Annotated in this window: 22 protein-coding genes and 1 pseudogene; 3 read left to right on the top strand and 20 right to left on the bottom strand. The window is 36.1% G+C overall.

Annotated features, from left to right (window positions below):
* Window positions 1-41: 41 nt before the first annotated feature.
* Window positions 42-623 (bottom strand): MarR family winged helix-turn-helix transcriptional regulator, encoded by a 582-nt coding sequence (locus BG04_RS20100; RefSeq protein ID WP_034653019.1) that lies wholly within the window; start codon window positions 621-623, stop codon window positions 42-44.
* A gap of 260 nt (window positions 624-883) precedes the next feature.
* On the opposite strand from BG04_RS20100, the gene lgt reads away from it, so the two are divergent.
* The 3 genes from lgt (at window position 884) to BG04_RS20085 (ending at window position 4,462) form a co-directional block, all read left to right on the top strand.
* Complete coding sequence (gene lgt / locus BG04_RS20095) at window positions 884-1,699, top strand: prolipoprotein diacylglyceryl transferase (protein WP_034653022.1); 816 nt, start codon at window positions 884-886, stop codon at window positions 1,697-1,699.
* A 281-nt stretch (window positions 1,700-1,980) separates the two neighbouring features.
* Entirely contained in the window at window positions 1,981-3,027 is a 1,047-nt protein-coding gene (locus BG04_RS20090) for a YeiH family protein (RefSeq protein ID WP_034653024.1), read from the top strand.
* A gap of 475 nt (window positions 3,028-3,502) precedes the next feature.
* Window positions 3,503-4,462: an aldolase catalytic domain-containing protein gene (locus BG04_RS20085; RefSeq protein ID WP_016766402.1), complete on the top strand. Its 960-nt coding sequence runs from the start codon at window positions 3,503-3,505 to the stop codon at window positions 4,460-4,462.
* 147 nt (window positions 4,463-4,609) lie between these two features.
* Here the strand turns inward: BG04_RS20085 and BG04_RS20080 are convergent, their stop codons facing one another.
* From BG04_RS20080 to nikD, 19 genes and pseudogenes are all read right to left on the bottom strand, one after another.
* Window positions 4,610-4,945 carry a L,D-transpeptidase gene (locus BG04_RS20080; RefSeq protein ID WP_013082624.1) on the bottom strand — a complete coding sequence of 112 codons (336 nt, stop codon included), beginning with the start codon at window positions 4,943-4,945 and terminating at the stop codon, window positions 4,610-4,612.
* 119 nt (window positions 4,946-5,064) lie between these two features.
* Window positions 5,065-6,327: a glycoside hydrolase family 18 protein gene (locus BG04_RS20075; RefSeq protein WP_034653025.1), complete on the bottom strand. Its 1,263-nt coding sequence runs from the start codon at window positions 6,325-6,327 to the stop codon at window positions 5,065-5,067.
* 346 nt (window positions 6,328-6,673) lie between these two features.
* A complete protein-coding gene (locus tag BG04_RS20070) occupies window positions 6,674-8,128 on the bottom strand; it encodes a GntP family permease (protein ID WP_051975619.1) in 1,455 nt (484 codons plus the stop codon).
* A 196-nt stretch (window positions 8,129-8,324) separates the two neighbouring features.
* A complete protein-coding gene (locus BG04_RS20065) occupies window positions 8,325-10,313 on the bottom strand; it encodes a YjhG/YagF family D-xylonate dehydratase (RefSeq protein WP_034653026.1) in 1,989 nt (662 codons plus the stop codon).
* Between the two features lie 119 nt (window positions 10,314-10,432).
* Window positions 10,433-11,353, bottom strand: coding sequence for a dihydrodipicolinate synthase family protein (locus BG04_RS20060; RefSeq protein WP_034653027.1), 921 nt, complete (start codon window positions 11,351-11,353; stop codon window positions 10,433-10,435).
* A 309-nt stretch (window positions 11,354-11,662) separates the two neighbouring features.
* Window positions 11,663-12,967, bottom strand: a complete 1,305-nt coding sequence (locus tag BG04_RS20055; RefSeq protein ID WP_034653028.1) for an MFS transporter — start codon at window positions 12,965-12,967, stop codon at window positions 11,663-11,665.
* A 102-nt stretch (window positions 12,968-13,069) separates the two neighbouring features.
* Window positions 13,070-14,536, bottom strand: coding sequence for an alpha-ketoglutaric semialdehyde dehydrogenase GucD (gucD, locus tag BG04_RS20050; RefSeq protein WP_034653029.1), 1,467 nt, complete (start codon window positions 14,534-14,536; stop codon window positions 13,070-13,072).
* A 110-nt stretch (window positions 14,537-14,646) separates the two neighbouring features.
* The gene (locus BG04_RS20045) at window positions 14,647-15,540 is read right to left on the bottom strand and encodes a fumarylacetoacetate hydrolase family protein (RefSeq protein WP_034653031.1); all 894 of its coding nucleotides are present in this window, start codon (window positions 15,538-15,540) and stop codon (window positions 14,647-14,649) included.
* A gap of 75 nt (window positions 15,541-15,615) precedes the next feature.
* On the bottom strand, window positions 15,616-16,380 hold the full coding sequence (locus BG04_RS20040; RefSeq protein ID WP_034653033.1) for an IclR family transcriptional regulator: 765 nt from the start codon (window positions 16,378-16,380) through the stop codon (window positions 15,616-15,618).
* Between the two features lie 651 nt (window positions 16,381-17,031).
* Window positions 17,032-18,360 carry an MFS transporter gene (locus BG04_RS20035; RefSeq protein WP_230586574.1) on the bottom strand — a complete coding sequence of 443 codons (1,329 nt, stop codon included), beginning with the start codon at window positions 18,358-18,360 and terminating at the stop codon, window positions 17,032-17,034.
* Between the two features lie 112 nt (window positions 18,361-18,472).
* Window positions 18,473-19,861: an aminotransferase-like domain-containing protein gene (locus BG04_RS20030; RefSeq protein WP_034653037.1), complete on the bottom strand. Its 1,389-nt coding sequence runs from the start codon at window positions 19,859-19,861 to the stop codon at window positions 18,473-18,475.
* A 510-nt stretch (window positions 19,862-20,371) separates the two neighbouring features.
* Complete coding sequence (locus tag BG04_RS20025) at window positions 20,372-20,803, bottom strand: anti-sigma regulatory factor (protein ID WP_034653039.1); 432 nt, start codon at window positions 20,801-20,803, stop codon at window positions 20,372-20,374.
* A gap of 117 nt (window positions 20,804-20,920) precedes the next feature.
* A complete protein-coding gene (locus tag BG04_RS20020) occupies window positions 20,921-21,610 on the bottom strand; it encodes a Na-translocating system protein MpsC family protein (protein ID WP_034653041.1) in 690 nt (229 codons plus the stop codon).
* 139 nt (window positions 21,611-21,749) lie between these two features.
* On the bottom strand, window positions 21,750-21,965 hold the full coding sequence (locus BG04_RS20015; RefSeq protein ID WP_034653043.1) for a hypothetical protein: 216 nt from the start codon (window positions 21,963-21,965) through the stop codon (window positions 21,750-21,752).
* 177 nt (window positions 21,966-22,142) lie between these two features.
* Window positions 22,143-22,838: a Na-translocating system protein MpsC family protein gene (locus tag BG04_RS20010; RefSeq protein WP_034653045.1), complete on the bottom strand. Its 696-nt coding sequence runs from the start codon at window positions 22,836-22,838 to the stop codon at window positions 22,143-22,145.
* A 358-nt stretch (window positions 22,839-23,196) separates the two neighbouring features.
* Window positions 23,197-23,283: pseudogene (locus tag BG04_RS30330) on the bottom strand (IS6 family transposase); the annotation flags it as partial.
* Window positions 23,284-23,438: 155 nt separating this feature from the next.
* Window positions 23,439-24,755, bottom strand: a complete 1,317-nt coding sequence (locus BG04_RS20005) for an MATE family efflux transporter (RefSeq protein ID WP_034653046.1) — start codon at window positions 24,753-24,755, stop codon at window positions 23,439-23,441.
* Window positions 24,756-24,856: 101 nt separating this feature from the next.
* Entirely contained in the window at window positions 24,857-25,678 is an 822-nt protein-coding gene (nikE, locus tag BG04_RS20000) for a nickel import ATP-binding protein NikE (RefSeq protein ID WP_034653048.1), read from the bottom strand.
* Window positions 25,679-25,710: 32 nt separating this feature from the next.
* Window positions 25,711-26,538, bottom strand: coding sequence for a nickel import ATP-binding protein NikD (nikD, locus tag BG04_RS19995; protein WP_034653050.1), 828 nt, complete (start codon window positions 26,536-26,538; stop codon window positions 25,711-25,713).
* Window positions 26,539-26,540: the final 2 nt, after the last annotated feature.

The following is a 26,540-nucleotide window of genomic DNA, read 5'->3' as shown; positions in this document are numbered from 1 at the left end:
ATTTTAAAAGGATTAATCGATATGCTTTAAGTTAGATTAGCCTATCGAGTTTTTTTTATATTCTTTCTCATATTATCAATTGCTTGAACTCTTCGACTTTCAAGTTCTCCTATTACTCTCAACTGTAATTCATCGTGATCATCATCCATTTTGATGTTGCCTTCTTCTTCAAATCCATCATGTTCTTCCCCATCGAAGCTATAGAGTTTCTTCAAAAGCTTCCACATTATTTCCAACTCTTCAGTTGAGAACTTTTTAAAAAGTTCTTCCAAAAAGAAAATTCCTTTTTCTGAGACAACAAGCAGTGCTTCTTTTCCCGCTTTTGTAATTTTTACGTTAACTGCACGCTTATCTTTACTGCTAGGAACTACGTCAACATAACCCTTCTTTTCCATAATGGTAATTAACTGTTTGACGCTTTGTTTTGTAGTTCCTAATTTTCTAGCAATATTATTCAACGTTGTTTCATCTTCAGGTAAATGAGCAATTGCCACCATAGCCATATGCTGTCTTGATGTTAAAAGTTCAAGAGATTTATCACCTTTTACTTGAATTTTATTTGCCAGAGAAAATAAGGTAGCGTAAGTTTGCTGCATTAAGAAAAGCTCTTTATAAATATCCATATTCACCCTCCATTTTAGACAGTGTATTGTCTAAAATTATAATAGTATATTTTGGTAATTAAGTCAATGTACTGTCTATTTTAATTTTGACTATTCTAAGGAGATTATTCTGTTACACTAAAGTAGGCAAAGAAATCATGATCGTTCGTAAGCAAAAGTTGTCCTTTCTTTATCCAATTAGATATACTAAAAAGGCACTCTAATTTAATACTACTCTTAAAAAATGTAAGAAAATCGATATGAAGTAAAGGAGAAAAGACATGAACCAACACACACAACCTTTAAGCCCTATCGCCTTCCATCTTGGTCCACTTGAAGTCCATTGGTATGGAATTATCATAGGAATAGGAGCTTTCTTAGGCTTCTTGTTAGCCTCGAAAGAAGGAAAGAAACGAGGGATCTCTTCAGAAACCATCTCTGATTTACTTCTGCTAGCACTACCCATTGCTATCATTACTGCTCGAATTTACTACGTACTTTTTGAATGGAGTTATTATAAAGACCACCCAGGCGAAATTATAGCAATTTGGCATGGAGGCATAGCTATTCACGGTGGAATTATTGGCTCTGTATTAACAGCTATATGGTTTTGCAGAAAAAAGAATCTTTCTTTTTGGAAAATGGCTGATGTTTTAGCTCCTAGCTTATTATTAGGCCAAGCTATTGGCCGGTGGGGAAACTTCATGAATCAAGAAGCACATGGCGGACCTGTTACACGTCAGTTCTTAGAAGCTTTACATTTGCCTGATTTTATTATTAACCAAATGTATATAAATGGAACTTACTATCATCCTACGTTTCTCTATGAATCACTTTGGAACATAATAGGTGTGCTTGTTCTAATCGTACTAAGAAAATCCTTGTTAAAAAGAGGCGAAGTCTTTCTTACTTACCTGCTATGGTATTCGATAGGAAGATTTTTTATAGAAGGACTGCGTACAGATAGCTTAATGTTAACCTCTCATATCAGAATAGCTCAATTAGTTTCTTTCCTTTGTGTGCTAGGCAGCTTGATTCTGCTATGGTATAGACGCAAAAAAGGCTTGGCAACTAGTAAGGCTGTCTTTCTCTCATAAGAACCGATATTTTTATGCAGTTTTGTAAAATTAGTAGTTGATGGACTATGTTTCAGATATCAAAACGTGTAATGAGAACTAAAAAACCAATAAAAGCAGCAAGTTGATTTTCAGTGAATCTGAAGATCAACTTGCTGCTTTTACGCATTAGTTATTAATATTTTTAATCGAAATTATGATTTATATATATTTTACTAATAATAAACCTTCTTTTATAGTTAAAGTATCCTCTTCTTGTGTGAAGTTGCACTTGATAAGAATTCATATTGGAGATGAAATGTATGTTAAATATAAATAAAGCCCAAAAACGGACTCTATTCTCACGAACAAATGCCCAGACGTCATCTAATGTTTCTTTATGGGCCGGAGGAATTGCTTTTACTTTTCTTTTTGCTTTACTGGCTTATGGATTAGCGAAAGTCCCGGGATTCGATCATATTGGTCCACTAGCCTGTTCAATTATAATAGCAGTCATTTATCGTCAAATTTGGGGGTACCCTGAAAAAATAAGATTTGGAATCGAGTTTTCTTCTAAAAAGCTGTTGCGCTATGCGATTGTTTTATATGGACTAAAGCTTAATATTGATGTTGTTATTCATCACGGATTAGGATTGGTGCTTCGCGATGTGGGAACGGCTGTATTTGCGATTGTTTTAACGGTTTTTCTAGCCAAATGGATGAAGGCTGATAGCGGTTTATCCCTTCTTTTAGGGATAGGAACAGGAATATGCGGTGCTGCAGCTATTGCAGCTGTTTCTCCAATTGTAAAAGCAAAAGAAGAAGATACAGCTATCGGAGCTGGTGTTATTGCTTTAGTGGGAACCCTATTTGCGATTGGATATACCATTTTAAGACCTTATATACATTTAACAAATATTCAATATGGAATTTGGTCAGGCGTAGGTCTCCATGAAATTGCCCATGTAGCTCTAGCTGCAGCACCGTCTGGACGCGATGCTCTAGCTATTGGACTGTTGGCTAAGTTAGGCAGAGTGCTCTTACTTGTGCCATTAAGCTTTATCTTAATGTACTGGATGAAGCGAACAGGAAAAATTGAAAAGGATACCAAGATTGAATTCCCTTGGTTTTTAATAGGTTTTATAATCATGAGTATTTTTGGGAGTTATGTCGTTGGTAAGCACCTTATAATACCTAAGACGATCATGAATGATATTTCAACTCTAACTACCTTTCTTTTAACAATGGCTATGGTCGGGCTAGGGTTAAATGTAAGTTTGAAAGCTCTTCGAACAAAAGCATTAAAGCCGTTGATTGCGATGTTTATTACCTCTATACTCTTATCATTTCTTACGTTTTGGACGATGTAAAGACAAGTAAATTAAAATGATTAAGTAACAACTAATATTTCCTATACAACTGTTAATGCAAAAAAGTTTCTTATTTCTCAGGTTTTAAATTTCTTCCCAAATTTATGGATTAATTATAGAGCAATCTAAACCTATAATCTAGATACTAATGACAGTTCCCTCCCTAATAAACAGTTTCACTTAAAAAACAATCTTTATTGCAGTAAGTAGTGATGTAATAAAGGTTGTGTTTGTATATACTAGGGGTTGTAGTGCTGAACTTGGTGTTGTTTTAAGAGCATCAAGCGGATAAAAAGCCGAAGCATCTCCTACCATGAAATGCAGTAAAGCAGTGAAACATTTAGAAAATACATTGACGCCTCTGAATTAGTCATGGTATAAACACAATAGGAGAGTTTAACACTTAAAAGCATAAAAGCGATAAAGTTTAAAACAATATTTATATAAATAGAATACATAGGAGGAAACAACTACCATGGGACATAATAGCAAAATTATAGACTGTACCATTCGTGACGGAGGTTTAATTAATAATTGGGATTTTAGTGTTGAATTTGTGCAAGACTTATATAACGGCCTAAGCGCAGCCGGCGTTGAATATATGGAGGTCGGTTATAAAAATTCACCTAAGCTTCTTCAAGCAACCGAGCCCAATCCATGGAGATTTCTTGACGATAACTTTCTCAAAGAAATTATCCCTGAGAAAAAGTTTACGAAGCTATCTGCCTTAGTAGATATTGGGCGCGTAGATCCAAACGACATTCTGCCGAGTGAACAAAGTATGTTAGATATGATTCGAGTGGCATGCTATATTCGCGAAGTAGATAAAGGCTTAGAGCTTATAAAAATGTTTCACGATTTGGGCTATGAGACTTCACTTAACATTATGGCACTATCTAGCGTACCGGAAAATCAGCTTATTGAAGCATTTGAAATGGTAAAGAAAAGCCCCGTAGATGTTGTATATATCGTTGACTCCTTTGGAAGCCTAGACCCTGCGGATATTGAGCATCAAGTGAAAAAGTTTCAAGCCATGATTCCTAGCAAACAGCTTGGGATCCATACGCATAACAACATGCAGTTAGCTTTTGCTAATACATTAACTGCGATGCGTAATGGAGTTACATTCCTTGATTCATCTGTTTATGGTATGGGCCGTGCAGCTGGTAACTGTAACACAGAGCTGCTTGTTAGCTACATCCCAAAACCAAGCTATGAGATGAAGCCGATTCTTGGAGTAATTGAAAAACATATGCTTGAAATGCGTCAAAAGTGGGAGTGGGGGTATATCATTCCTTACATGATTTCTGGTGTACTGAATGAACATCCACGTGTTGCTATGGCTTACCGTGATAGCGAGGATCGTGACAAATTCGTAGATTTTTATGACAAAGTAACGTCTCCAGAAGTTACTACGTCTCCAGCATCAAAATAAGTTAAAATGCTAAAAGTACCTCTGTTAATCGGGGTACTTTTTTGTTTTCGTACAAAGAGCCCGTGATTGTATAGCATCTACTTAAACTTTGATACCCTCGATCTCGACAATTAGCTAAATGTAAACAGTCACACTCTTCTTAAACTATTATTTATGTATGTAAACCGGCGTTCCAATGGGAACTACAGAGGAAAGTTCTAGAATATCTTCATTGTCCATTCTGACACATCCATGTGACATATCTCTGCCAATAGAAGCTGGATCATTAGTCCCATGTATTCCATATGTAGGTTTTGACAGTCCCATCCATAAGGGACCAAATACAGCTGGAGGGGTAGTATCTTTATTAATAATTTTAAATTTTCCGGTTGGAGTTGGAGTAATCATTTTCCCTACAGCAATCGGATATGTCTTTACTAATTTAGCTCCATCATATAGTTTTAATTGATGCTGCTTTATTGAGACATCTATCCTTTTTGCCATAGCACTACCTCCAATCTCTTATAAGTTAATATAAATAGAATTTTTTTATTATTAACCACGTATATCGAATAACTGTTAACTGAAAAATATCTAAATTGATTCATAAAAATTAGTGCTATTTATACCGTTCTAATAGTGAAAAATTTCTTTAAAAGCCAAGGCCCTGGCGTAAATCCAAGTGTTAATTGCCAAGCTCCTATTGCTTGCAAACCAAATTTACGAACTAACACCATTTTTTCACTCATGCTTCTTACATCTTCAAACCATACTTCGTGCATCTGTCCCCCTTGATCTCTATACTGAAAAAATGGTGATTTATACTCCTTAGAATATTGGATGGGAGACTGATATTTCGTCGCTGTTTTAATCGCATCTTGATTGGATATAGCAGATGCTACTGTGACGGGCTTGTAAGGAATTGACCAGTTATATCCATACAAAGGGACTCCAATGATAAGTTTTCTTCGCGGAACACTTTTTATCGCAAATTCTATTGTTTTTTTTACTTCAGTAATAGGTGCAACAGGCCCTGGTTCGCTGCCTGCATGATGCCAATCATATGCCATAATGAACATATAGTTAACAACGGCACCTATTCCCCCGTAATCATATCCTTTTAACCAAGGAATATCTTCGCTTGTCTTCGCTGGAACCGCTATGGTCAGTACGTACCCTGCAGGTTTTAAACGTTCACCCAGCTGACGTAAAAATCCTGTAAAAAAATCTCTATCCTCGGCCTTTACACGTTCAAAATCAATATTCACCCCGCCGTATCCTTTTCTAGATACTAAATAAAAAATATTATTAACAAGATTGTTTCTTGCTTGAGGATTATTTAAAACTTGATGGGCAAGATCAGAACTAAACCCTTCAGAAGTTAGATTAGTAATCGTAACTAACGGTGTAACTCGGTTTTTCCAAGTCGTTTCAATTGCTACTAAATCGTTTAAATCATTCATAATATCTCCATTGGTGCCAAAATGATATTCAAAGATAGAAATGGACGAGGAATAAGTTGCAAAATCAGTAATTAAATCGCGATCTAATTCTGGATTTCGAACGGCATAATACTCCAGTGTACCTGCAATATAGTCTGATATATTAGGGATTTTCATTTTCATTCCCACCTGCAAATAATTATAATGGACTGAAGGATTAGCTCCTTTTAATTGTTCTAAGGATACATAAGCTTTTTTAGCAATACTCCTCATCGTATCACCAGGTTGAACTGTGTACACATAAGAAGCTATAAGTAAGGCTTGACCTGGAACAATATTTGTTTCTTCTAACCCATTTACCCTCCTAAGCTGCGCAATGGGATAATCATATCTACTGCTTATTGAAGACAGGGTATCACCAGGTTGAACTATATGAACAAACATGTTTTCTCCTCCTATGTAATCTTTATCAACTTATGTTTTATTTCGTGACAAGTTTAAAGAAGCCATTCAATAAATGTATATGAGGATTGTTTGTTTATATAACATAAAGAGGCAGGCGTTTATAAAACAATCTAAATGGTTACCTTACATACAGAAAACGATGGATCATTTCTTCTATACAGAGAAATACCGAATATGATCAAAGCTAGTATAACAACTGGGATTGGATCATAAAGTAGAGGTAATTAAAAGCATAGTCTAGTTGTGCGATTTTGCTAAAAAGGCAGCCAAATATTTGGCTGCCTTTTTAATCTTTTATTTTTTTAAAGGCTTTATATATATACCTTTATACATCCAAAACATCACTTTTATCCTTAGATTGCTTGAAAGGCTGGTTAAAAATACTGAAATACATTGCTACTAGGCTAATGGAAATTATTAACATTATCGAGATAGTTAAGGATGCATCTAATAACAAAATGAACCCTAATCCGGCTATGGAAGTAATAGTGGAAAGTATTGTCCATGTTGAAAATGTTTCTTTCATACTTAATCCAAAATATTCTTTAATCATCCAAAATCCTGCATCATTAACATGTGAGCAAATTGCACTTCCCGCTCCCGTTGCAAGAGTGACTAGGGCTAAATTAGCATCGTATTGAGACAGCATTGGAATAACTAATCCTGCAGTGGATATAGCCGCAACTGTGGCTGACCCTAAAGAGATACGTAATAACGCAGCAACTACCCAAGCAAGTATGATAGGTGACATTGAAGTTCCTTTAAACAATTCTGCTACATAATCTCCTACACCACCATCAATTAGTACTTGCTTGAAGGCACCCCCACCTCCAATAATTAATAGCATCATACCAATTGCAGCAATTGATGATGTACAAGAGTTCATAACTTCTTTTATAGGAGTATTTCTTGCTATTCCCATTGTATAAAATGCAAGAATTAAAGATATCAACATTGCAGATGAAGGGTTTCCTATAAGACGAATTATTTCAATCGTTGTATCATCTTCAAATCCTACTGATTTTTGAATCATATCTAGAATTGTAGATATAGACATTAATAAAACAGGAAACATTGCAGTTAATACGCTTATGCCGAAACCTGGTGTTTCGTTAAGTTTGAATGTTTTTTGTTCACCTAAAGAAGCTATATTACCCGTCTTCTTGAATGCATCAGGTACAATTTTTTTAGCCATCTTAGTATATAAAGGACCTGCTATAATGACGGTTGGTATTGCAACAATAATACCGTAGAGTAAAACTAATCCAATGTCAGCACCATACTCACCAGCTATGACTGTTGGTCCTGGGTGTGGGGGAAGGAAACTATGAGTTGCTAATAAAGCTGCAGCCATAGGAATACCTAAGTGCAAGATAGAGGCTCTTAATTCTTTCGCAATCGAAAATACAATTGGGATTAATAAAACTAATCCTACTTCAAAAAATAAAGCTATACCTACAATAAACGAAGCAACTACAACAGCCCACTGAATTCTTTTTTCTCCAAATTTGTTAATTAGAGTCATGGCGATACGCTGAGCTCCCCCTGCGTCAGCAATTAATCTCCCAAGCATTGCACCAAGCCCAAATATTAAAGCTATATGACCAAGTGTACCTCCTAATCCAGCTTCAATGGATGTGACAACCTTTTCCATAGGCATTCCAAGTGCTAAAGATACAACAAAAGATACAATTATCAATGAAACAAATGTATTTAATTTAAATCCAGTAATCAAAATTAGCAACAGAATAATCCCAATCGCTACTATAAATAATGGCATGATATACCTCCAAAAAATAATTAAAATATTTTTACTTGCTCCACTTATTGAAACACTAACTTTATATTTTAATTAGTAAGTAACTCTAGGACGCTTATGCTATTTTGTTTACTAGTCATAAAGTACAATTATTCGAAAAAACGCCCTTTGGTAAACGCTTTCAATTAAGTCCCTAAATTAAATTAATATTAATAGGTTAATTCTGTACTAATGTTTTTTCTTTGTCTAATGCTTCTACGCCTGCTTTTAGAACCTCAATAATTCGATCTGTGTCATAGATATTTCCACGCCACGTTCCTCCACTAACCGATTGAAGCGCAGCCCACAAACGAGTATCATCTGGAAGACCCGGATCCGGTTTTAGTTCTGGATGAAGGTCACGTTCTTGCAGGACTTTAGTTGCTTTTTCTAAAGAAAGTCTCGTATTCTCTGTTCCAACAAAATTAACTGAACCCACTAATTGATTACGGTCAATAATGATTTCAATTATGTCTCCATCACGCAATTTTCCAATTGGTCCCCCAGCTAATGCCTCAGGTCCAATATGTCCGATACATGCACCAGTAGAGACACCAGAGAAACGCGCGTCTGTAAGTAAGGAGACATGTTTTCCAAAAGACAAATGTTTTAGTGCCGATGTTAATTGATATGTTTCCTCCATTCCGGTTCCTGAAGGACCACCGCCCATAACCACCATTATATCTCCTGCTTCTATGCCTCCTGTTTTAATCGATTTTATGGCTGCTTTTTCTGAAGTAAAGACCTTTGCTTTTCCTATATGGCGATATACCCCATCTTCTCCTACCACAGATGGATCAATAGAAGTTGATTTAATTACTGATCCTTCAGGGGCAATATTTCCTTTCGGGAATGTAACTGTGGAAGTTAGACCTTTTTCTTTTGCTTTGGCTGGATCCATAATAATATCATCAGGATTGATTCCATCAGCTTCTAACAATTGTTTTTTCATAATTGCACGTCTTTCTGATTTTTCCCACCAATCGAGGTTTGAACCAAGAGTTTCTCCAGTAACTGTTAGTACATCTTCATGCAAAACACCTAATTTTCTCAAATGAAGCATCACCTCCGGTACTCCACCTGCTAAGAATACCTTAACAGTTGTATGGCCTACAGGACCGTTTGGTAGTACATCGACCAAACGAGGAACTTTTTTATTGATTCTAGTCCAATCTTCAACGGTAGGTATCTTACAATTAGCTGCATGAGCAATTGCTGGAATATGAAGTAATAAATTTGTTGAACCCCCGAAAGCTGCATGAAGGACCATAGCATTCTCTATAGCTTTATCTGTAATTATATCTTTGGTGAAAATCTTTTTCTTCTCCATTTCTAAAGCTGCACGTGCTGATTGCTTAGCCATCTCCATCCATACTGACTGGCCTGAAGGTGCTAGTGCTGAGTGGGGTAAAGCCATTCCAACAGCTTCCGCAACAACTTGAGAGGTACCAGCTGTCCCAAGAAATTGGCATCCTCCTCCCGGTGTAGCACAAGCACGACATCCAAGGTCAGCAGCTTCTTGCAAAGTAATTTCGTTGTTTGCGTATCTTGCCCCAATTGTTTGAATCTTTCCTGCATCTTCTCCATTTGTAGGTGGAAGAGTAACACCTCCAGGGACAATGATAGTTGGCAAGTCATGCATTGATGCCAGAGCTATCATCATTGCTGGAAGACCTTTATCACATGTAGCTACTCCAATAACTGCCCTGCGAGTAGGCAGTGAGCGAATTAATCTTCGATAAACTATAGCCGCATCATTTCGAAAAGGAAGGGAATCAAACATACCAGCAGTTCCTTGGGAGCGCCCATCACATGGATCGCTTACGAACCCTGCGAAGGGCACGCCACCTTGTCTACTGATCTCTTGGGCTGATGCCTTCATTAATAAACCTATTTCCCAATGCCCAGTATGATAGCCTAATGCAATTGGAGTGCCATCATGATTCCTGATTCCACCTTGAGTACCGAGAATTAGAACTTGTTTTCCAAGTAGATTTGAAGGTGCCCAGCCCATACCAACATTTTGTGATAATCCAAAAAGGTCACCACTTGGTGAATCTAGCAACATTTCGGGTGTAAGTGGGAGTGAACCATCTGCTCCCTTCGCATGAGTTTGAATTTTATAAAGAGATACATCCTCTTCGCCAAATATGGATTGCAATGACATATGTATTCCTCCGTTAATAAGATTTTTTATAAAAAAAGATATATTTTTATGTTGCACATACTATCTTCTATTAATTGGAGAATATAGGTTCCTCGAAAAAAACATCTTTCATTAATAATTTATGAAAATTTTTCTGTCCCTAGTGCCTGGCCTAGTATTTGTTCTACTTGTTCCTTCTTTCTTTCACTAAGTTCGCGAGCTGGAGCTATCATGTTTGTAGAAACTTTTATCCCCCTTAAAGAAAGAGCTTCTTTAATTACACTTACAAAAGGCTTATCTATTTGATATAAGGATAATAAACCTGACAATAGACGATGTGATTCAATTGCGCGAGCATAGTCTTTGTCCATAAAAGATTGATAAATATTTACAGAAAACTCTGGTGCAAAATTTGCAGTGCCGGGAATGGAGCCATCTCCACCGAGAGATAACGTGTTTAAAAAATGATCATCGTATCCTGAGAAAACAGCAAAATCAGGATGGGCAGCCTTTACAGTTAAAATCATTTCCCTTGTATGAGAGACTGCATCAACGGTTTCTTTAATGCCTACAACATTAGGATAAGATTCGACTAGTTTAAGAACAAATTCTGGCGATAAATCTTGGCCTGTTAATGCTGGGAAATTATATAAAAGGGTGGGCATATCTACTTTTTCAGCAATTTGAGCAAAATGCTGAAAGAGATTATCCTCGGATAACGGCCAATAATATGGGTTAATAACTACGATCCCATCTGCCCCTATTTCTTTTGCATGCATACTTAGTGAGATAGTCTCTTTTGTGCTTGGAGTACCAGTGCCAATTAAAACTGGCAAACGTCCATTTACATACTGAACTGCAAATTCTGCTACTTTCTTCCTTAAAGAAGTTGACATTTGACTAAATTCTCCGCCCGACCCTAAAAAAAACAGCCCATTTACTTTAGACTCAATTAGAAAGTCAATTAAATTTTTCATTCCTTTTTCATCTAAGCATTCATTTTGATCTACTATTGTAGAGACAGGCGGAATTACCCCATGAAACCTTGTTGTTTTTTTCATTATATTTCCATCCTTTTAAAATTTAATAAAAACAAATTTTTTAAGCTCATATAAAAACTTAACTTAATTGTTTAAATATAATTTTTTTGTATTTTGGCAAAAAGATAATAAGAGATTACTATATCTTCTATTTGTTAAGAATTGACTTTCTTCTAATAAAGGGTCTCTTTAGATACGTGTAGTAGCTAGAATTGTTTCTTTTTAAATGCTTTAATTAACCTAATAAGAATTTAGTTATTATGGGCTAAGCAATGTTATTATAAATCTTTGCTTAGCCTCCTTAATATCACATTATTTATAGTCATTTTATTATTCTACTCTCTCTTGAATAGGGTTTTTCACTAAAAACCAATAACAAAGTGCTGCACATCCTGCAATAATACCACCTGATATGAAGGCAAGAGAGTAAGATCCAGTCTTATCTACAATTAAACCTGCTATAAAGGGTGAGAGTGCACCTCCAAAATAACCTCCAAAGTTTTGTATAGCGCCTACAGATGCAACCATAGAAGGAGGGGCAATATCACCAGCAAGAGCCCAAGCACTTCCTGTAATTGCGGAAATAAAACAAAGTGCTAGTGTGAATAAAGTTATTTTCATAGCAAGACTATCCACAAAAGGAACAAAAATCACCACAATAGCAGCTAATATAGCACAGATACTAATTAGCGCACGTTTTGCCTTAACTGGAGACGTTATGCCCTTATCTACTAGTTTTTTTGTAAGATACCCTCCAAAAATAGCACCAAATATTCCACCCACCCACGGGATACTTGCATAAACGCCTAGCTCTTGAAGCGTAACCCCATGCACTTCAACGAGATATAGAGGAAGGAAGACTAAGAAGATATTCCAAATCCAAATGGTACAGAAGAATCCTAAAATCATTCCCCAAACAGTTTTGTATTTAAATAACGATCTCCATTTAATTTTTGAATTTACTAGGTTTTCCTCAAAGCCAGCACCTTCTGATTGAATATATTCGAATTCTTCTTTAGAAAGTTTTCTGCTATGTTCAGGGTTTTTATAAAAAATCCAAAAAGCAATACTAAATAACACTCCTGCAATACCGGTAATATAAAATAATGATCTCCATCCAAAAGCCAACATGATTGCGACTAAAAGAGGAGGAGCAATAGCAGGACCCCATTTCGATGACGAATCCCAGAGGCCTGTTGCAAATCCTCTTTCTTTTTTTGGAAACCAATAAGATGTTATTTTTGCACCTGTTGGCCAGCAAGGTGCTTCACCAGCCCCTAGTAGTAACCTTACAATAATAAATGAAGGTAGCTTATTAAAGAGTCCCATCATAAATGTAGCTCCACTCCACCACAAAACTGCAATTGAATATATCTTTTTTGTACCAAAACGATCAATTAGCCAACCAGCAGGAAGTTGCATTAAAGCATAAGACCAGGAAAAAACTGTACCTAAAAGTCCTATATCTGTTTTTGTTAAATGTAAATCTTTCATCATTTGCGGAGCAGCAATGGATAGATTTGCCCTATCTAGGTAGTTGATAAACCCACCTATAATTAACCAGATTACAACCGTCCATCTCCAATTTTTTTTTGGTGCAGTAGAAAGCACGGGCTCTTTAGTTTCAATTTGCATTTGTTTATCTCCTAATCAATTAAAATAGATGAAAACAAACGAAGTGATAGTTATGCACCTCCTTATCATTATTTAATTTCATACAATGATTAAAGAATGGAGTTACGGTTTTACAAATACTGTTTTAATAGAAGTAAAGAATTCAATTGCAGCTTGACCTTGTTCACGAGAGTGAGAGCTAGATTGTTTCATTCCTCCGAATGGTGCTTGTAATTCTACCCCGGCAGATTCTGCATTGATACGCACAAGACCAGCATCCATCTCATTTACGAATGAAAGCATACGCCCAATTGATTTCGTGAAAATGGAAGCACTGAGTCCAAACTTTACATCATTTGCAACATTCAGTGCTTCTTCTAACGTTTCAACTTTCATAAGGGCAAGTACTGGACCAAAGATTTCCTCTTGAGCGATAGTCATACCACTAGTCACGTTTTCGAATATAGTAGGCTCCATATAGAAACCATCAGCCAAATTCCCTTCAACTAGACGTTTACCTCCATAAACTAACGAAGCCCCTTCTTCAACACCTTTTTCTACGTAGGCAAGTACCGTGTTAAGCTGGTCTTCACTTGCACAAGGCCCCATCCAAACATCTTTTTCAAGGCCATTTCCAACTTTTATTTCTTTCACTTGTTCAATCAGCTTTTCTTTAAATTCATCATAAATTTTACTTTGTACAATTACACGACTTGTAGCTGTACATTTTTGTCCAGTGGAACGCAATCCTCCACTAATAGTTGCCTCTACTGCTTGTTCAATATCGGCATCGTTAGCAACGATAACTGGATTTTTTCCGCCCATCTCTAATTGATATTTTGCACCACGTTTTAGTGCGCCTAAACCAACTTGTTTACCGACTGCATCAGACCCTGTAAACGTAATCCCATTAATATCTGGATGATCAATAATACCTTGTCCGATAACAGAACCAGAACCCGTTACCATATTAATCACACCACGTGGCAAACCTGCCTCTGCAAAACATTCCATAACTTTTGCAGCAGTAACTGCTGCTTCTCGAGCTGGCTTCAAAATAACAGTATTTCCATAAATAAGAGCAGGAGCAATCTTCCAAATAGGAATAGCTACTGGGAAATTCCAAGGTGTAATAACACCCACTACCCCAAGAGGAGCACGGGTTGTGTACATAAATGCTTCAGAGTCTGTTGAAGGTAGGACATCTCCCACTTTTCTTAGACCTTCTCCTGCATAGTAGCGAAGAATTGCGACCCCTCTTGCAGTTTCACCTTTTGCTTCTGGAAATGTTTTTCCCATCTCGCGGGTCATTGTCTTTGCTATTTCATCTAGGCGCTGCTCAAGCATATTTGCTACTTTATACAAATATTCACCACGAGCAGCCCCGGACAGTTTATTCCAGGAAACCTGAGCTTTTTTAGCAGAAGCAACAGCGCGATCTAAATCTTCTTTTTCAGAATGCTGTACATAACCGACTACATCATGTCGATTAGCAGGATTGGTACTGCTATCCACTTGCTCCACAGAACCCGTTACCCAGTCTCCATCAATATAGTTTAAATACATTTTCTCTTCTGTTGTTATATTCATCATATTTCCCTCCATATTATCTGAATCAAAATTTAATAAATTCATAAATTTCTGATATTTAAAATCAAAAAAATAATTTGAGTTTAATAATTAAGTTTGAAATCATTTAATTAGACCGAAATTTTGCTTGGTAACCTTACACTATTTTTTAATATACCAATGCTAGGAATTTCAATTTCAATCTGATCCCCTTCTAATAATGTAAAGTCATTTGGTGGTACAATACATGTGCCAGTTAATAATACGGTCCCATCAAAAATTTCATTATCACGTACTAAGAACGAAACCAATTCTTCAAATTTTCTTTTTAATTGACGTGTACTAGCTGTTCCCTCTACTGCAAGATTTCCATGACGATAAATACGGCATATGATATCAAAGTCATATGGATCTTTTACGGATTCGGTGAGGAGAATGGCTGGTCCAATAGAACAAGAATGCTTCCACATTTTTGCCTGTGGTAGATAAAGAGGATTTTCTCCCTCAATATCACGGCAGCTCATATCATTTCCAATTGTATAACCAAGGATTTCACCTTCCTGACTAATAATCAAACCTAGTTCTGGTTCGGGGATTTGCCATTTAGAGTCACTACGAATATAAACTTCCTGATTGGGTCCAACTGTGCGAGCAGCTGTAGATTTAAAGAAAATTTCTGGACGTTCTGCGTCATATACTTTGTCGTAAAATGTGGTAGCGTCTAATTTTCCATCTGTAGCTTCATAGTTTCGAGCATCGCGGCTACGTTCGTAAGTAACTCCGGAAGCCCATACTTCTTGAGCAATAATAGGTACAAGTAATGAAAGTTCTTCAATAGATTGTGGGATAGGCTTAGACTTAGAAATCATATGTTGAACAAAAGAAAGAGGAGAGATCTTTTGTGCATTCGCTTGATGAATTAGCTCTATAAACCCTTCCTGCTCAAGAGGGTAAACTGTTTCTTCCGATGTAAGGGCTGCCAAAACAGGTTCTGAATCTTCACTTAAATATCGAATAATACGCATATAAATAACCTCCATTTGTTTTATAATATAAAACTCAGTTTTTTAATATAGACAAAAGAGAAGGGAACCTCTTTATTAAATCGGTATCCCATACCCCATCTGCTCTGATAATTCGGAAGCTGCTTGTTTCAGTTGCTGAACAAAGATTCCTAACTGAATGTCATCTACTCCTGCGATAAGTGTCGAAAGACTTATAGCGGCAATAACCTTATTTTCGTGATTTCTAATAGGTGCTGCAATGCAACGGACACCAGGTTCATTCTCTTGATTATCGACGGCATAACCCTGACTTTGAACTTTTTCAAGTTCCTGCAAAAATTCAATTTCATTTGTAATGGTGAATTCGGTTTGCTCAGTATACTCATACCCAGATAAAATTTTCTCTAGTTCATCCTTTTCTTTAAAAGCAATCAAAGCTTTTCCTACTGCAGAACAGTGAAGTGGAATTCTTTTTCCTATTCGAGAATAAAGAATAACAGCCATAGGACCTTCAACTTTATCAATATACGTTCCTTCTTTACCATCTAAGATGACTAAATGTGTAGTTTGTCCTGTTTTTGCTGATAAATCCATCAGATATTTTTTAGCTAATTGTCTAATATCTAAAGACTGAATAACATAGTTTCCTCTTTCAAAAAGTTTCATCCCTAGTCCATACTTTCCATTCTCGAGGTTCTGATGAATGTAGCCACGTTGTTGAAGCGTTTTCAATAATGAATGAACAGTGCTTTTGTGAAGACCAATTTGATCACTTATATCTGTTATTTTCAATTCTGTCGTATGTTCATCAAATAGGTCAAGGATACGAAGGGCGCGATCTACTGATTGAATAATAGGCATGGAGTTTCACCCTTTTGTTTTATATTATAAAACTTGTTTTTATTATTACAAACAATTTTATAATATAACTATAATACTAATTATTCTGAAAAGTCAACCACTTTTTTATTCAAATGTAGAAGACTATATTACAAGTCATGATTTTTGAGAATTGATTATAATCAATTCTTTTCCTTCATAATCATATCTTATTCCTGTTTTAAAACTTACTCAAAATCTATGTATCATAAATGTGCGTTTTTGGTGTACTTGAAAAAGATCGTTTTTTGTCAAACAGGATTTATATATTAGGAAGTAAAAAGAGCAAGCTCTCTAGCATGAGAGTTTGCTTTTCACAATTATAGCGAGTGTACGTTTGCCTGAGTAAAAGAGAACATTAAACTTAGTCTTAAAACAGTTTTACATGGGGGGATTCACCAAACATCTCTTAAAACAACACCTATTTTCAATGAATAATTGAAACCGAAAAACCTTCTACTCTGTTAGGTAGAAGGTTTTTCGTGTGATTGAAATGTTAGTGTATCGTCTGTAAGAAAGGTAACAAATTTATTGATTGCCAATAAGTTTATTATTTAAACGAAAGTGGAAGAATACAAGTAAATTTGAGTAACATCATTTATTTGAGAGCCAGGCTTCCATACCACAGATAAATTAAAGTCCTTGACCTACTTTAACTTTATTTTCACCTGTACTCCTATAAGCCCATATGATAACCGGAATTAATATCAAAGATAGAATTCCTCCACTTAATGATAAAACGGCATAACTTGATTGAGCCACAACTATTCCTGATAAAGCTCCTCCTGAAGCTCCTGCTAAAGCAATTAAAACGTCTATAGTACCTTGTATTTTCGCACGTGTTAATGGTTCTGTAGCATCCACTATTTGAGCTGTCCCGCTAATTAAACCTAAGTTCCATCCTAATCCAAGTAACGATAGAGCAACCACTAGAAGAACCATTGAATCACTCGGTGCTATAGCTGCTACCAGCCCAGCTAAAAGAAGGATAATTCCTGAAGCAATTGTCATCGCCGTTCGTCCAATTTTATCAATTAAGACCCCTGTAAATAGTGAAGGAAGATACATGGAACCAATATGAAAGCCAATTACAACCCCTACTTCAGTTAGCCCGTGGCCATGATGTCTCATGTGCACAGGCGTCATGGTCATTATAGCAACCATTACAATTTGAGTAAGGACCATAACTGTGGCCCCAACAGCCACTCCTTTTTTGTTCGTTGATTGCTGAGTATTTGTTAAATTTTTTTGAGCGTTACGTTCTTGTTTATTCTCTTCTATTGCTCTTGCAATCAGTAACGGATCCGGACGCAGCATAATATAAAATACAAGACCAGCTACTATATATGCAGCTGCTGCTAAAATGAAAGGGCCTGCAAGTGCTGGGACACCAATAGAAAGAGCAAAATTCCCCATCACATCAACTAAATTCGGGCCTGCAACGGCTCCAAATGTAGTGAAAACCATGGCCATACTAACAGCGGTCCCCCGTTGTTTTGCTTTGGCTAAATCTGTTCCTGCATAACGCGCTTGTAGATTAGTAGCTGTTCCTGATCCATAAACGAGGAGCGAAAAAAAAAGAAGAAAAATACTATTAAGAATGGCAGAAAAAATAACACCAATCGCTCCAACTCCCCCTAGAATAAAACCCGTCGTAAGTCCTGCACGTCGCCCTTTTTTTTGAGAAAGCTTTCCTACTAACCAAGCAGCTCCTGCAGATCCTAAAGTAAATAGAGCCGTCGGTACTCCTGCATAGGCATCTGTACCAAGCATTTGTTGTGCAATAAGTGCACCGACAGTAACTCCTGCTGTCAATCCTGCACCGCCAAAGATTTGAGAAACACTTACAACAAATAAGGTGCGTTTATATAAAGCTTTTTGTTTCTCTGGTGAATTAACATATTCTTGTAAACAAGTTGATTGGTTGTCTGAAGCTTTTACATGATCCTCGTGTACCATCATAACCTTCCTTTCAGAAAACTCATTCTATTTTTGAAAATATTCTCACTAGATTTGGATTATCATAACATGGATAAAAAAGCCATACAATATTATAATTGTATGGCAAACAATATTATAAATAGTCGTTAAGTAAACGTTTAAGGATAATCAATCCTTGCTCAAGCTCTCCAATCGTTTTTGGTGCACAGATAGCGATTCTTACAGCTCTGTCTGGACAACTGTTTCCAACTACAAAGCGTTCTGCTGCATACACTTGTACGCCCTGCTGCGCAGCTAATGTTTCAAATTCTGCACCTGTAATCTTTTCAGGTAATAGTAACCAACGAAATATACCAGTTTCCATACCTAAACACGTGTAATTTTCTAAATATTGATTTGCAATTCGATTTCTGAGAATAGCTTGTTCACGATGATTCTCTACTAAGGGTTCAAATTGATTTGACACAATAATACGTGCTGTTAGCTCTGCTAATAATGGTGAAACTGATATATTTAAATTATAAAGTGCCTTTGAAATAGGCTCTTTAAATCGACTAGGTGCTGCTACATATGCTAGTCGTAACCCTGGTGCTATTGATTTTGATAAACTCGCAATATAGATGACTTGTTCTGGTGCATATGATGCCACTGCTGGCATTGGTCGCTCATGATGGAGATGATACGTTGCATCTTCAATAATAAATTGGTTATATTTTTTTGCAATCACAGCAAGCCTTTCTCGGTTTTTAACGGACATACAGCAAGCAGTTGGATTATGATAGTCGGGTATCAAGTAAATGCCTTTAATATTGTCATTTTTACATGCATATTCAAAAGCAGTTGGACTCATTTCATAATTCTTTGATTTTATCGGTACTAATTGCACACTAAGCATAGCTGCAACCGTTTTTAAACCTGGATAAGTGTGATGATCAACCCCGATGCGATCTCCAGGCTGACAAAGACTCGCTAGTATTGCAGCAATTGCATTTTGTCCTCCATTTGCAAATAAAATGTGATCAACTGTTGTTTTGAATCCGCCTCTTCTCATCAGCTTTACAGCTGCATCTTTTTGCCAAAGACTTTCACCTGGCCTCCCATAACTAAACCACTTTTCGTAATCAGTCTCTTGTAGCATATCTTTTAGTTGAAGGAGAAGTGGCTCGTATGAATCATTGTCTGGCAATGTCGCGCCCATTTCAATTAAGTGGCTAGGCTTTATATCTTCGAGTAAATACGCATTGGATAACGCATCATACGATACGAATGTACCGCTTCCAACAGTAGCACTTAATAAACCCTTTAGCTCGCACACTTTAAATGCTTTTGAAATCGTACTCAAATTTAAATCTAAATAATCGGCTAGCTCTCTCTGTGGAGGAAGTTTTGTTCCAGGTAATAAAACTCCCTTGATAATATCCTGTTCCAATTGTCCTGCAATGGCTTGGTAAATAGGCTTTCTTGTTTTATCAACAGATGGTTTCCAGCTCATCGGATAGTTTTCAAACGAATTAATCGGCATAGTATCCATCCTTTTTTCACACAATTATATACTTGCACTGTTTATATCACAATTATCATTATTAATAATTTCCAAGAATCTATGGTTTTTGAGGCTTGATTATGATCAATTATTTTAACGATTAAATACAATTGCTCATACTTTTCTACACCTTTTTTTCATGTTTCTAAGCCTCTTGTGACTACTACGAAGAAACATTTTTGTCCTACTGCTAAGAGTTAATAGAGGAGAAACACATGCTGAAGGTACCAACTCACGCATGTGAAATATCTTATCTTAACCTTATCCTAGAGCAGGATCATCAGGGGATGATGTTTTTAGAAGCTATCTCCTATTCAATAAAGGAGTCTTTTGTAAAGAGGAAGTCCGTTCTTTCTTAAACTTTTTAAAATTTTTTGACCTTAATAGTGCTTAATGAAAAATAGATTTTTCAGTCTAGCTACTGATAAATCTATACAAATCTTTACCTACTGTTGTAGATAAATGTTTACAGTTTAACTTGTGTTCCTTTTACTTATTTCTTTTTTTCCATTTTATAACCTGGATGTTAACGCCATGGTCTTCTTGAGATGATATGGTGAATTCGTCCATTAATTTTTTCACCCCTGATAAACCAACGCCTAACCCTCCTGACGTTGTATAGCCACTTTCTAGCGCTTTTTGAATATTTTTAATGCCTGGTCCTTTATCTATAGCTATTATTTTGAGTCCTATTTCAGGTTTTTTCTCTATTATTTCCATTGTAATTTTTCCGTTAGTGGCATATTTATATATATTTCTGGATAATTCTGAAATAGTGGTAATAATTCGGGCCTGATCAAGTGCGCTGAAGCCTAAGCAGTTAGAAAACATTCGCCCTTTCTGACGCGCTTCTACTATATCCACTTCCGTGTGTATCTCAACAGTTAAAAGTTCCTTTCTTTCATCCGATTGAAATAGCATAATTATCACCACTTTCTTTATTTTAATAGTAGTAAAAAAACAATAGGCCAAAAAGAAAGGTTACATAACCTTTCTTTTTGGCCTACATCTAGTTCAGTGCCTAGCTTATCAATGCCGTTATGAAGTTGGGTTTAAAATCAGAAGAATTGTACTTTTATCTTTATGAAAGTCCCATGCTACTAGTATATCTGTTATCTTTGAATCTAAAATTACTTCTAACGATTGACTATGTTCATGAAGTAGCTTTTTTTCGAGATTTCTTTTAGCCAAAGTAAGGTTTTCTTCAAATCCTAATTGAACTAATTCTTTCTCTATAGTTACCATAATACCTTCCCTGATTATAAGAAGTGTTCTCTGATCTAATAGATAAGAAGAAACATTGTGAGGGAACTTTTCTGCTTTTTGAGTTACTTCCTCAACTTCTTTATGCAGCAATTTCTGATTTTTATAGGAATGATTAGCTATGTTTTCTTTATCCGAATGGATCATGATAAACATCCCAGACTGCAGCTCTAAATTCCAATCATAATAAAATTCTTCAATATCTAAATGTATATTTAATTGTATATATCCTTTTATCTCTTCAATTAGAGTCTCCATTAACAAATCACGTGTTTTTTGAACATAGATAACTTGTCCCTTGTCTAACAAAGTCTTTTCTAAAGGTAATAAAAAGGCTTTAAAATAAACGGTTATAAAAGGAGGAGAAATGACGGTGAATACACCTCCAGGACCTCTTCCAAAGTTTTCACGAAGTAACCTTCCCATATAGCTACTTAATTCTTTTTCCAGTTTCGTTTTATCCATAGATGGTGCACCTAGTTTCTAGTTTCATAAGGTATACTATTCGTGATGTTTTATGAAAAATCCTTCTTCCTCATAAGATCATTTTCGGCAATAAGAATTCACTTTTTATAAAGTGTAAACGAGGCATACTAGTATAACTTTAATAGATTGGTTTCTGTTTAGCTTTGTATTTCCTGTGTTTAAAGATTCTTCTTTTATTTAAAATTCCAATTTTACTTCCATAGATAATGGTACTTAAAAGTAGTATATCCTTGCTAATTTCTTCTTTGTGTAATTCATTGTCATACTTTTGGTAATCCTGCAACAATCGATGAAGCTCTTTCATAAACAATACAATCTCATGATTATCAGCCATCCCGACCAAATCCTTTCTGTTGGCACATCCTATTTTCAGGTGCTGTTTTAGGGGATTATTCCGTTACAAAAGGACTTACTCTTTTTAGACAACAAAAATAAGCCGAAAAAGAAAAGGTATGTCCTTTGCTTCCTCGGCTTATGTTTGGCACAGTGTGTCCAATTCATTACTGCCTCATTAATTTTTTGGTTTTAAGATAAGTGTAATAATACTATTATCCTTTTCAAAATCCCAATCTACAAAAATATCAAGAATGTCCGCATTTAATATTTCATCATAGTCATCGTTTTGTCGTAAGATTCCTTTTTCCAAAGGACGTTTAGAGATGCGTAAGGTGTCATCAAAACCTAACGAAATTAGCTGCTTTTCAATAGCCACCAGTATTCCCTCGCGTACGATGACCAATGTACGATCGCTTAATTTATATGAAGAAATTTTTTCAGGTCCTTTTTGGGCAATCTCACTCATCTTTATAATTCGATCATGAATTGCTTGTTTTCCTGGGTAAGGGTCCCCCTCAGTCAAATCGGCTTTCAAATCGTCCAGACACACTCCCACAAAAATTCCGGAGTGGTGATCTAAGTTCCAATCATAATATAAGTGCTGTATGTCGAGGTCTGTAATCCCTTTAATTTGCCCAGTGATTTGAGGTTCAAGAGTCTTTACCAACAGCTCTCTTGTAGTCATAACCTGAAGTTCTTCATTTTGGTTTAACAGTACTTGCTCCATAGGTGATACGAAGCCGCTGACATAAATAACAACATAAGGTTCATATATCGTAACATGAACAGCCTCAGGGCCTTTTCCAAAGTTATCTCGTAACAATTTGCCCACATTATTCGCCAGCTTTGTTTGCTGAGTCTTAATATCCATATTTCTTCATCCTTTATTAAGAAAGAAGCATCATATCTTCTTTCCATCATTTTATTGTACCACTACGAACGAATAATTTAAATATACAGAATAAATAAAAAATAATTTGTTACCTTATGTTTAACCTAATTATAAACGTTCAAAACCTCTTCTTTCTATTGCTTGGGAAGTATTTTGAATGTCACTGGAAAATACGAATCCGTTAGATTCGTATTGCTGTTTTCAATAAAGAAATTTATTATAAGATGATGAATGGAATTTTTTTATTCAGTCGGGACAGATAACGAATTTTTTATTTCTTAGTAGAAATCTATATATTTTTAGAGCAAGGACAATTGTTTGTAAAAGAGAATTAAACTTTGGAAACGTATAAAAAAGCCAAAGCTTTCTTAAAAAAGCACTTGGCGGCTTTCTTATTTCTTGCTTTACTTAGATAAAAATCCACTAATCATTTAACACACCTTTATTAAGAAAGGAGGCCGTCCTCCCTGGCTACTTTCTTAATAACCTATCTATTTAGGATAGTAGCAGCACCGTTAGTATATCCGCTTTTGAAGGATTCCCTCATGAATGAACTGGCGCTATTTTGTTATAAATTTTTCAGCCTTCTCCCTTTAGCTGTAACAATTTTTTATTTAATTGAGGAGTGTACATAACTAGGAACCCTGATCGCCCCATAGTATAGATGATGAAAGCCAGCCATAGGCCATGATTATGCCAGATAGGAGTTGCTGTAATCTGTATAATGATATAGACAATCATCGCGTAAATCATAGAATTTCGAACGGGAGCAATTTCAGTTGCTCCTGTAAAAACCCCATAAAGGACAAGGCCAAAACAAGCAACAAAGGGATAGATGATAAGCCATACTCCATACGTAAGTGAAAGTTCGATCACATCAGGCAAATTTGTAAATAGCCCAATAACCTGCTCTTGAAAAAGTGCATATAAACTGGCTATAGTAACTGCTGTTATTACCGACCACTGCCTAGATAAAGTAAGTATTTTTTTATATAGCTCTTTATCATTTGACCCTACTGCTTTACCAACAAGAATACTGGAAGCATTAGCAAATCCATCAAAGAAATAAGCCATTATGTAGTGGATTTGAAATAATACAGCATTTGCAGCTAGAAATTCTGTGCCAAACGAAGCACCTTTTGCTGTGAACATATTAATAACGACCAGTAAACAAATAGTACGAATAAACAAATCCTTGTTAACATTAAACATCTTCTTCATAGAATTTGTATCCATAAGTGCCTGAATTGATGGCATTTTCCATTTAAACGGAGATGCTTTCAAAATAATGAATACTCCTAATATGAAGGCTGTAACTTCAGCAATCAAGGTTGCTGTAGCGACTCCTTGTACATCAAAAGAAAAAACATGGACAAAAAGAATAGCTAAAAACATATTCAAAACATTTGTAAGTATCTGTAAACATAGAGATTCTTTAATCTTAGCCATTCCCATTAACCAACCAAGAATTACATAGTTCATCAGTGTAAAAGGTGCTCCCCATATTCTAATCCTAAAATATTCTACTGCAAACCTACTTACATCAGCATCAGGAGAAATTACTAAGAGAGCGGCATGTTCAATTGGCCATTGTAAAAGAATAAAAAGCAGCCCTACTATTACAGCTAATAAAAATGGCCGGGATAAAGCAAGTACTCCCTGATCTGGATCACTTGCCCCATTTGCTTGTGCGGCAAAGGCGGATGTACTAACTCTTAAAAAGCCAAATACCCAATATAACGTATTAAAAATAAGAGTTCCTACCGCAACTCCTCCAATATAAGCTGGAGCTGGAAGTTGCCCTACAACAGCAGTATCAACCGCACCTAATAAGGGCGTAGTCATCGTTGAGATTGTCAGGGGAATCGCCAAAGTAAGATACGTACGATGATTCATCCAACCGGCCTCCTTCTATCATTTTGAGTTAAACACAAAAGCAATAGCCTCGATTACGTGGATGAAATCGAGGCCTTTAAATACATGGGTATACCTTTAAATTAGATATGATTATTTCTTGCTCTAATTGAACGAAAACGCGGATGCTCTGCAAGTATAGAACCTCTCATCTCTTTTACCACAGGATCTTTTGAAGTAAAGAACTGATTTTTCGAATTATAGTATTCGATTAATTCTCCTTTTTCTAATACACCTAATGTATCGCTAATCATATAAGCAGCTTTGATATCATGTGTAATAAAAAAATACGACAGACCAAAGTCTTCTTTTAACTCCTTTAATAGTTCTAAAATGAGAGTTTGCGTAACCATGTCTAGACTGCTTACAGATTCGTCTAAAACAATGAGCTTTGGCTTAAGAGAGACTGCCCTTGCAATATTGATCCTTTGCAGCTGACCGCCGCTAAATTGATGCGGATATTTTTTTAAGTCTTTTTCATCAAGCCCTACTCTTTCTAATAACTCAATCACGGTTCGTTTTTGTTCAGCCAATGTTAATTTTTCATAGTTTTCTAACGGTTCTGCAATAATACGTTCAGCCGTCATTCGGGGATTAACTGCTGAGTACGAATCTTGAAAAACAACTTGAAGATCACGCCGAATTTTTTGGCGAGTATATTTATCTACAGTATAGATGTCATGTCCTTGAAAAAGAACCTGTCCATGCTGTGGCTTTTCCAAGCCGAGAATTACTTTTCCTAAAGTACTTTTACCGGCTCCACTCGTACCAAGCATTCCTAAGCATGTCCCTTCTTCAATAGAGAAGGAGATATCAGAAAGTACTTTCTTAGAACGATTTTGCCATTTGAAAAACGTTCGGTTTCCGTAGCTATGAGTGACTTCATTTACTTGTAATAAACTCACTTGTTCACCTCTTATAAAATGCTTTTTACATATCAAATTAAGTTGATCACAGGTTCTTCTAAATATAATGCTGGTCTTGCATTTAGCAGTTTCTTTGTATACTCATGCGTTGGTGAATCAAATAGCTGAAATACACCTGCTTTTTCTACTATTTTCCCATGTTGCATAACGGCTACTTCATCTGCCATTTCAGAGATAACTCCTAGGTCGTGAGAGATTAATAAAATTGCTGAACCATATTCAGAACGAATTTTATCTAAATGATGTAGTACATTCTTCTGATTGTTTACATCTAACGCGGTTGTCGGTTCATCTGCAATAATAATAGCTGGATGCAGGCTTGCGGCAATAGCAATCATTAATCGTTGAAGCATACCCCCACTCAGTTGAAAAGGATAGTATTTCAAAAGCTTGTCAGGGTCAGGTAAATTCACTTGTTTCATTGACTCAACGGCAAGCTCTGTTGCCTGTTTTTTATTCCAATGCGTATGAGAGCGAATAGTCTCAATAAATTGGTGTCCAATAGTAAAAACTGGCGTAAAAGCATTCATCGGGTTTTGCATAATAAAGGCTATATCCTTTCCACGAACCTTACGCATTTCTTTCTCAGCTAAACCATTTAATTCTTGGCCTTTTAGCGTTATGCTCCCTTCAATTGTTGTTTCCTTACGATTGAGGAGCTGGAGAATGGACATGCTTGTAACGGTTTTACCACAACCGCTTTCACCAATAAGACCAAGAATTTCCCCAGGCTTCAGTTCAAAATTTATATCTTGAACAAGAGTTGCAACACCATTTTTTGTTTTTATTTGAACACGTAAATCTCTAACTTGTAACACTTTTGACTCTTCTGTTCCCAACT

The organism is Priestia megaterium NBRC 15308 = ATCC 14581, assembly GCF_000832985.1.
GTDB lineage: Bacteria > Bacillota > Bacilli > Bacillales > Bacillaceae_H > Priestia > Priestia megaterium.
This window is presented reverse-complemented; position numbering and strand designations above follow the sequence as displayed.

Coding starts and splice junctions, on each gene's coding strand:
- BG04_RS20100 (WP_034653019.1), bottom strand. CDS start 623: ATGGATATTTATAAAGAGCTTTTCTTAATGCAGCAAACTTACGCTACC.
- lgt (WP_034653022.1), top strand. CDS start 884: ATGAACCAACACACACAACCTTTAAGCCCTATCGCCTTCCATCTTGGT.
- BG04_RS20090 (WP_034653024.1), top strand. CDS start 1,981: ATGTTAAATATAAATAAAGCCCAAAAACGGACTCTATTCTCACGAACA.
- BG04_RS20085 (WP_016766402.1), top strand. CDS start 3,503: ATGGGACATAATAGCAAAATTATAGACTGTACCATTCGTGACGGAGGT.
- BG04_RS20080 (WP_013082624.1), bottom strand. CDS start 4,945: ATGGCAAAAAGGATAGATGTCTCAATAAAGCAGCATCAATTAAAACTA.
- BG04_RS20075 (WP_034653025.1), bottom strand. CDS start 6,327: ATGTTTGTTCATATAGTTCAACCTGGTGATACCCTGTCTTCAATAAGC.
- BG04_RS20070 (WP_051975619.1), bottom strand. CDS start 8,128: ATGCCATTATTTATAGTAGCGATTGGGATTATTCTGTTGCTAATTTTG.
- BG04_RS20065 (WP_034653026.1), bottom strand. CDS start 10,313: ATGTCATTGCAATCCATATTTGGCGAAGAGGATGTATCTCTTTATAAA.
- BG04_RS20060 (WP_034653027.1), bottom strand. CDS start 11,353: ATGAAAAAAACAACAAGGTTTCATGGGGTAATTCCGCCTGTCTCTACA.
- BG04_RS20055 (WP_034653028.1), bottom strand. CDS start 12,967: ATGCAAATTGAAACTAAAGAGCCCGTGCTTTCTACTGCACCAAAAAAA.
- gucD (WP_034653029.1), bottom strand. CDS start 14,536: ATGAATATAACAACAGAAGAGAAAATGTATTTAAACTATATTGATGGA.
- BG04_RS20045 (WP_034653031.1), bottom strand. CDS start 15,540: ATGCGTATTATTCGATATTTAAGTGAAGATTCAGAACCTGTTTTGGCA.
- BG04_RS20040 (WP_034653033.1), bottom strand. CDS start 16,380: ATGCCTATTATTCAATCAGTAGATCGCGCCCTTCGTATCCTTGACCTA.
- BG04_RS20035 (WP_230586574.1), bottom strand. CDS start 18,360: ATGATGGTACACGAGGATCATGTAAAAGCTTCAGACAACCAATCAACT.
- BG04_RS20030 (WP_034653037.1), bottom strand. CDS start 19,861: ATGCCGATTAATTCGTTTGAAAACTATCCGATGAGCTGGAAACCATCT.
- BG04_RS20025 (WP_034653039.1), bottom strand. CDS start 20,803: ATGCTATTTCAATCGGATGAAAGAAAGGAACTTTTAACTGTTGAGATA.
- BG04_RS20020 (WP_034653041.1), bottom strand. CDS start 21,610: ATGGATAAAACGAAACTGGAAAAAGAATTAAGTAGCTATATGGGAAGG.
- BG04_RS20015 (WP_034653043.1), bottom strand. CDS start 21,965: ATGGCTGATAATCATGAGATTGTATTGTTTATGAAAGAGCTTCATCGA.
- BG04_RS20010 (WP_034653045.1), bottom strand. CDS start 22,838: ATGGATATTAAGACTCAGCAAACAAAGCTGGCGAATAATGTGGGCAAA.
- BG04_RS20005 (WP_034653046.1), bottom strand. CDS start 24,755: ATGAATCATCGTACGTATCTTACTTTGGCGATTCCCCTGACAATCTCA.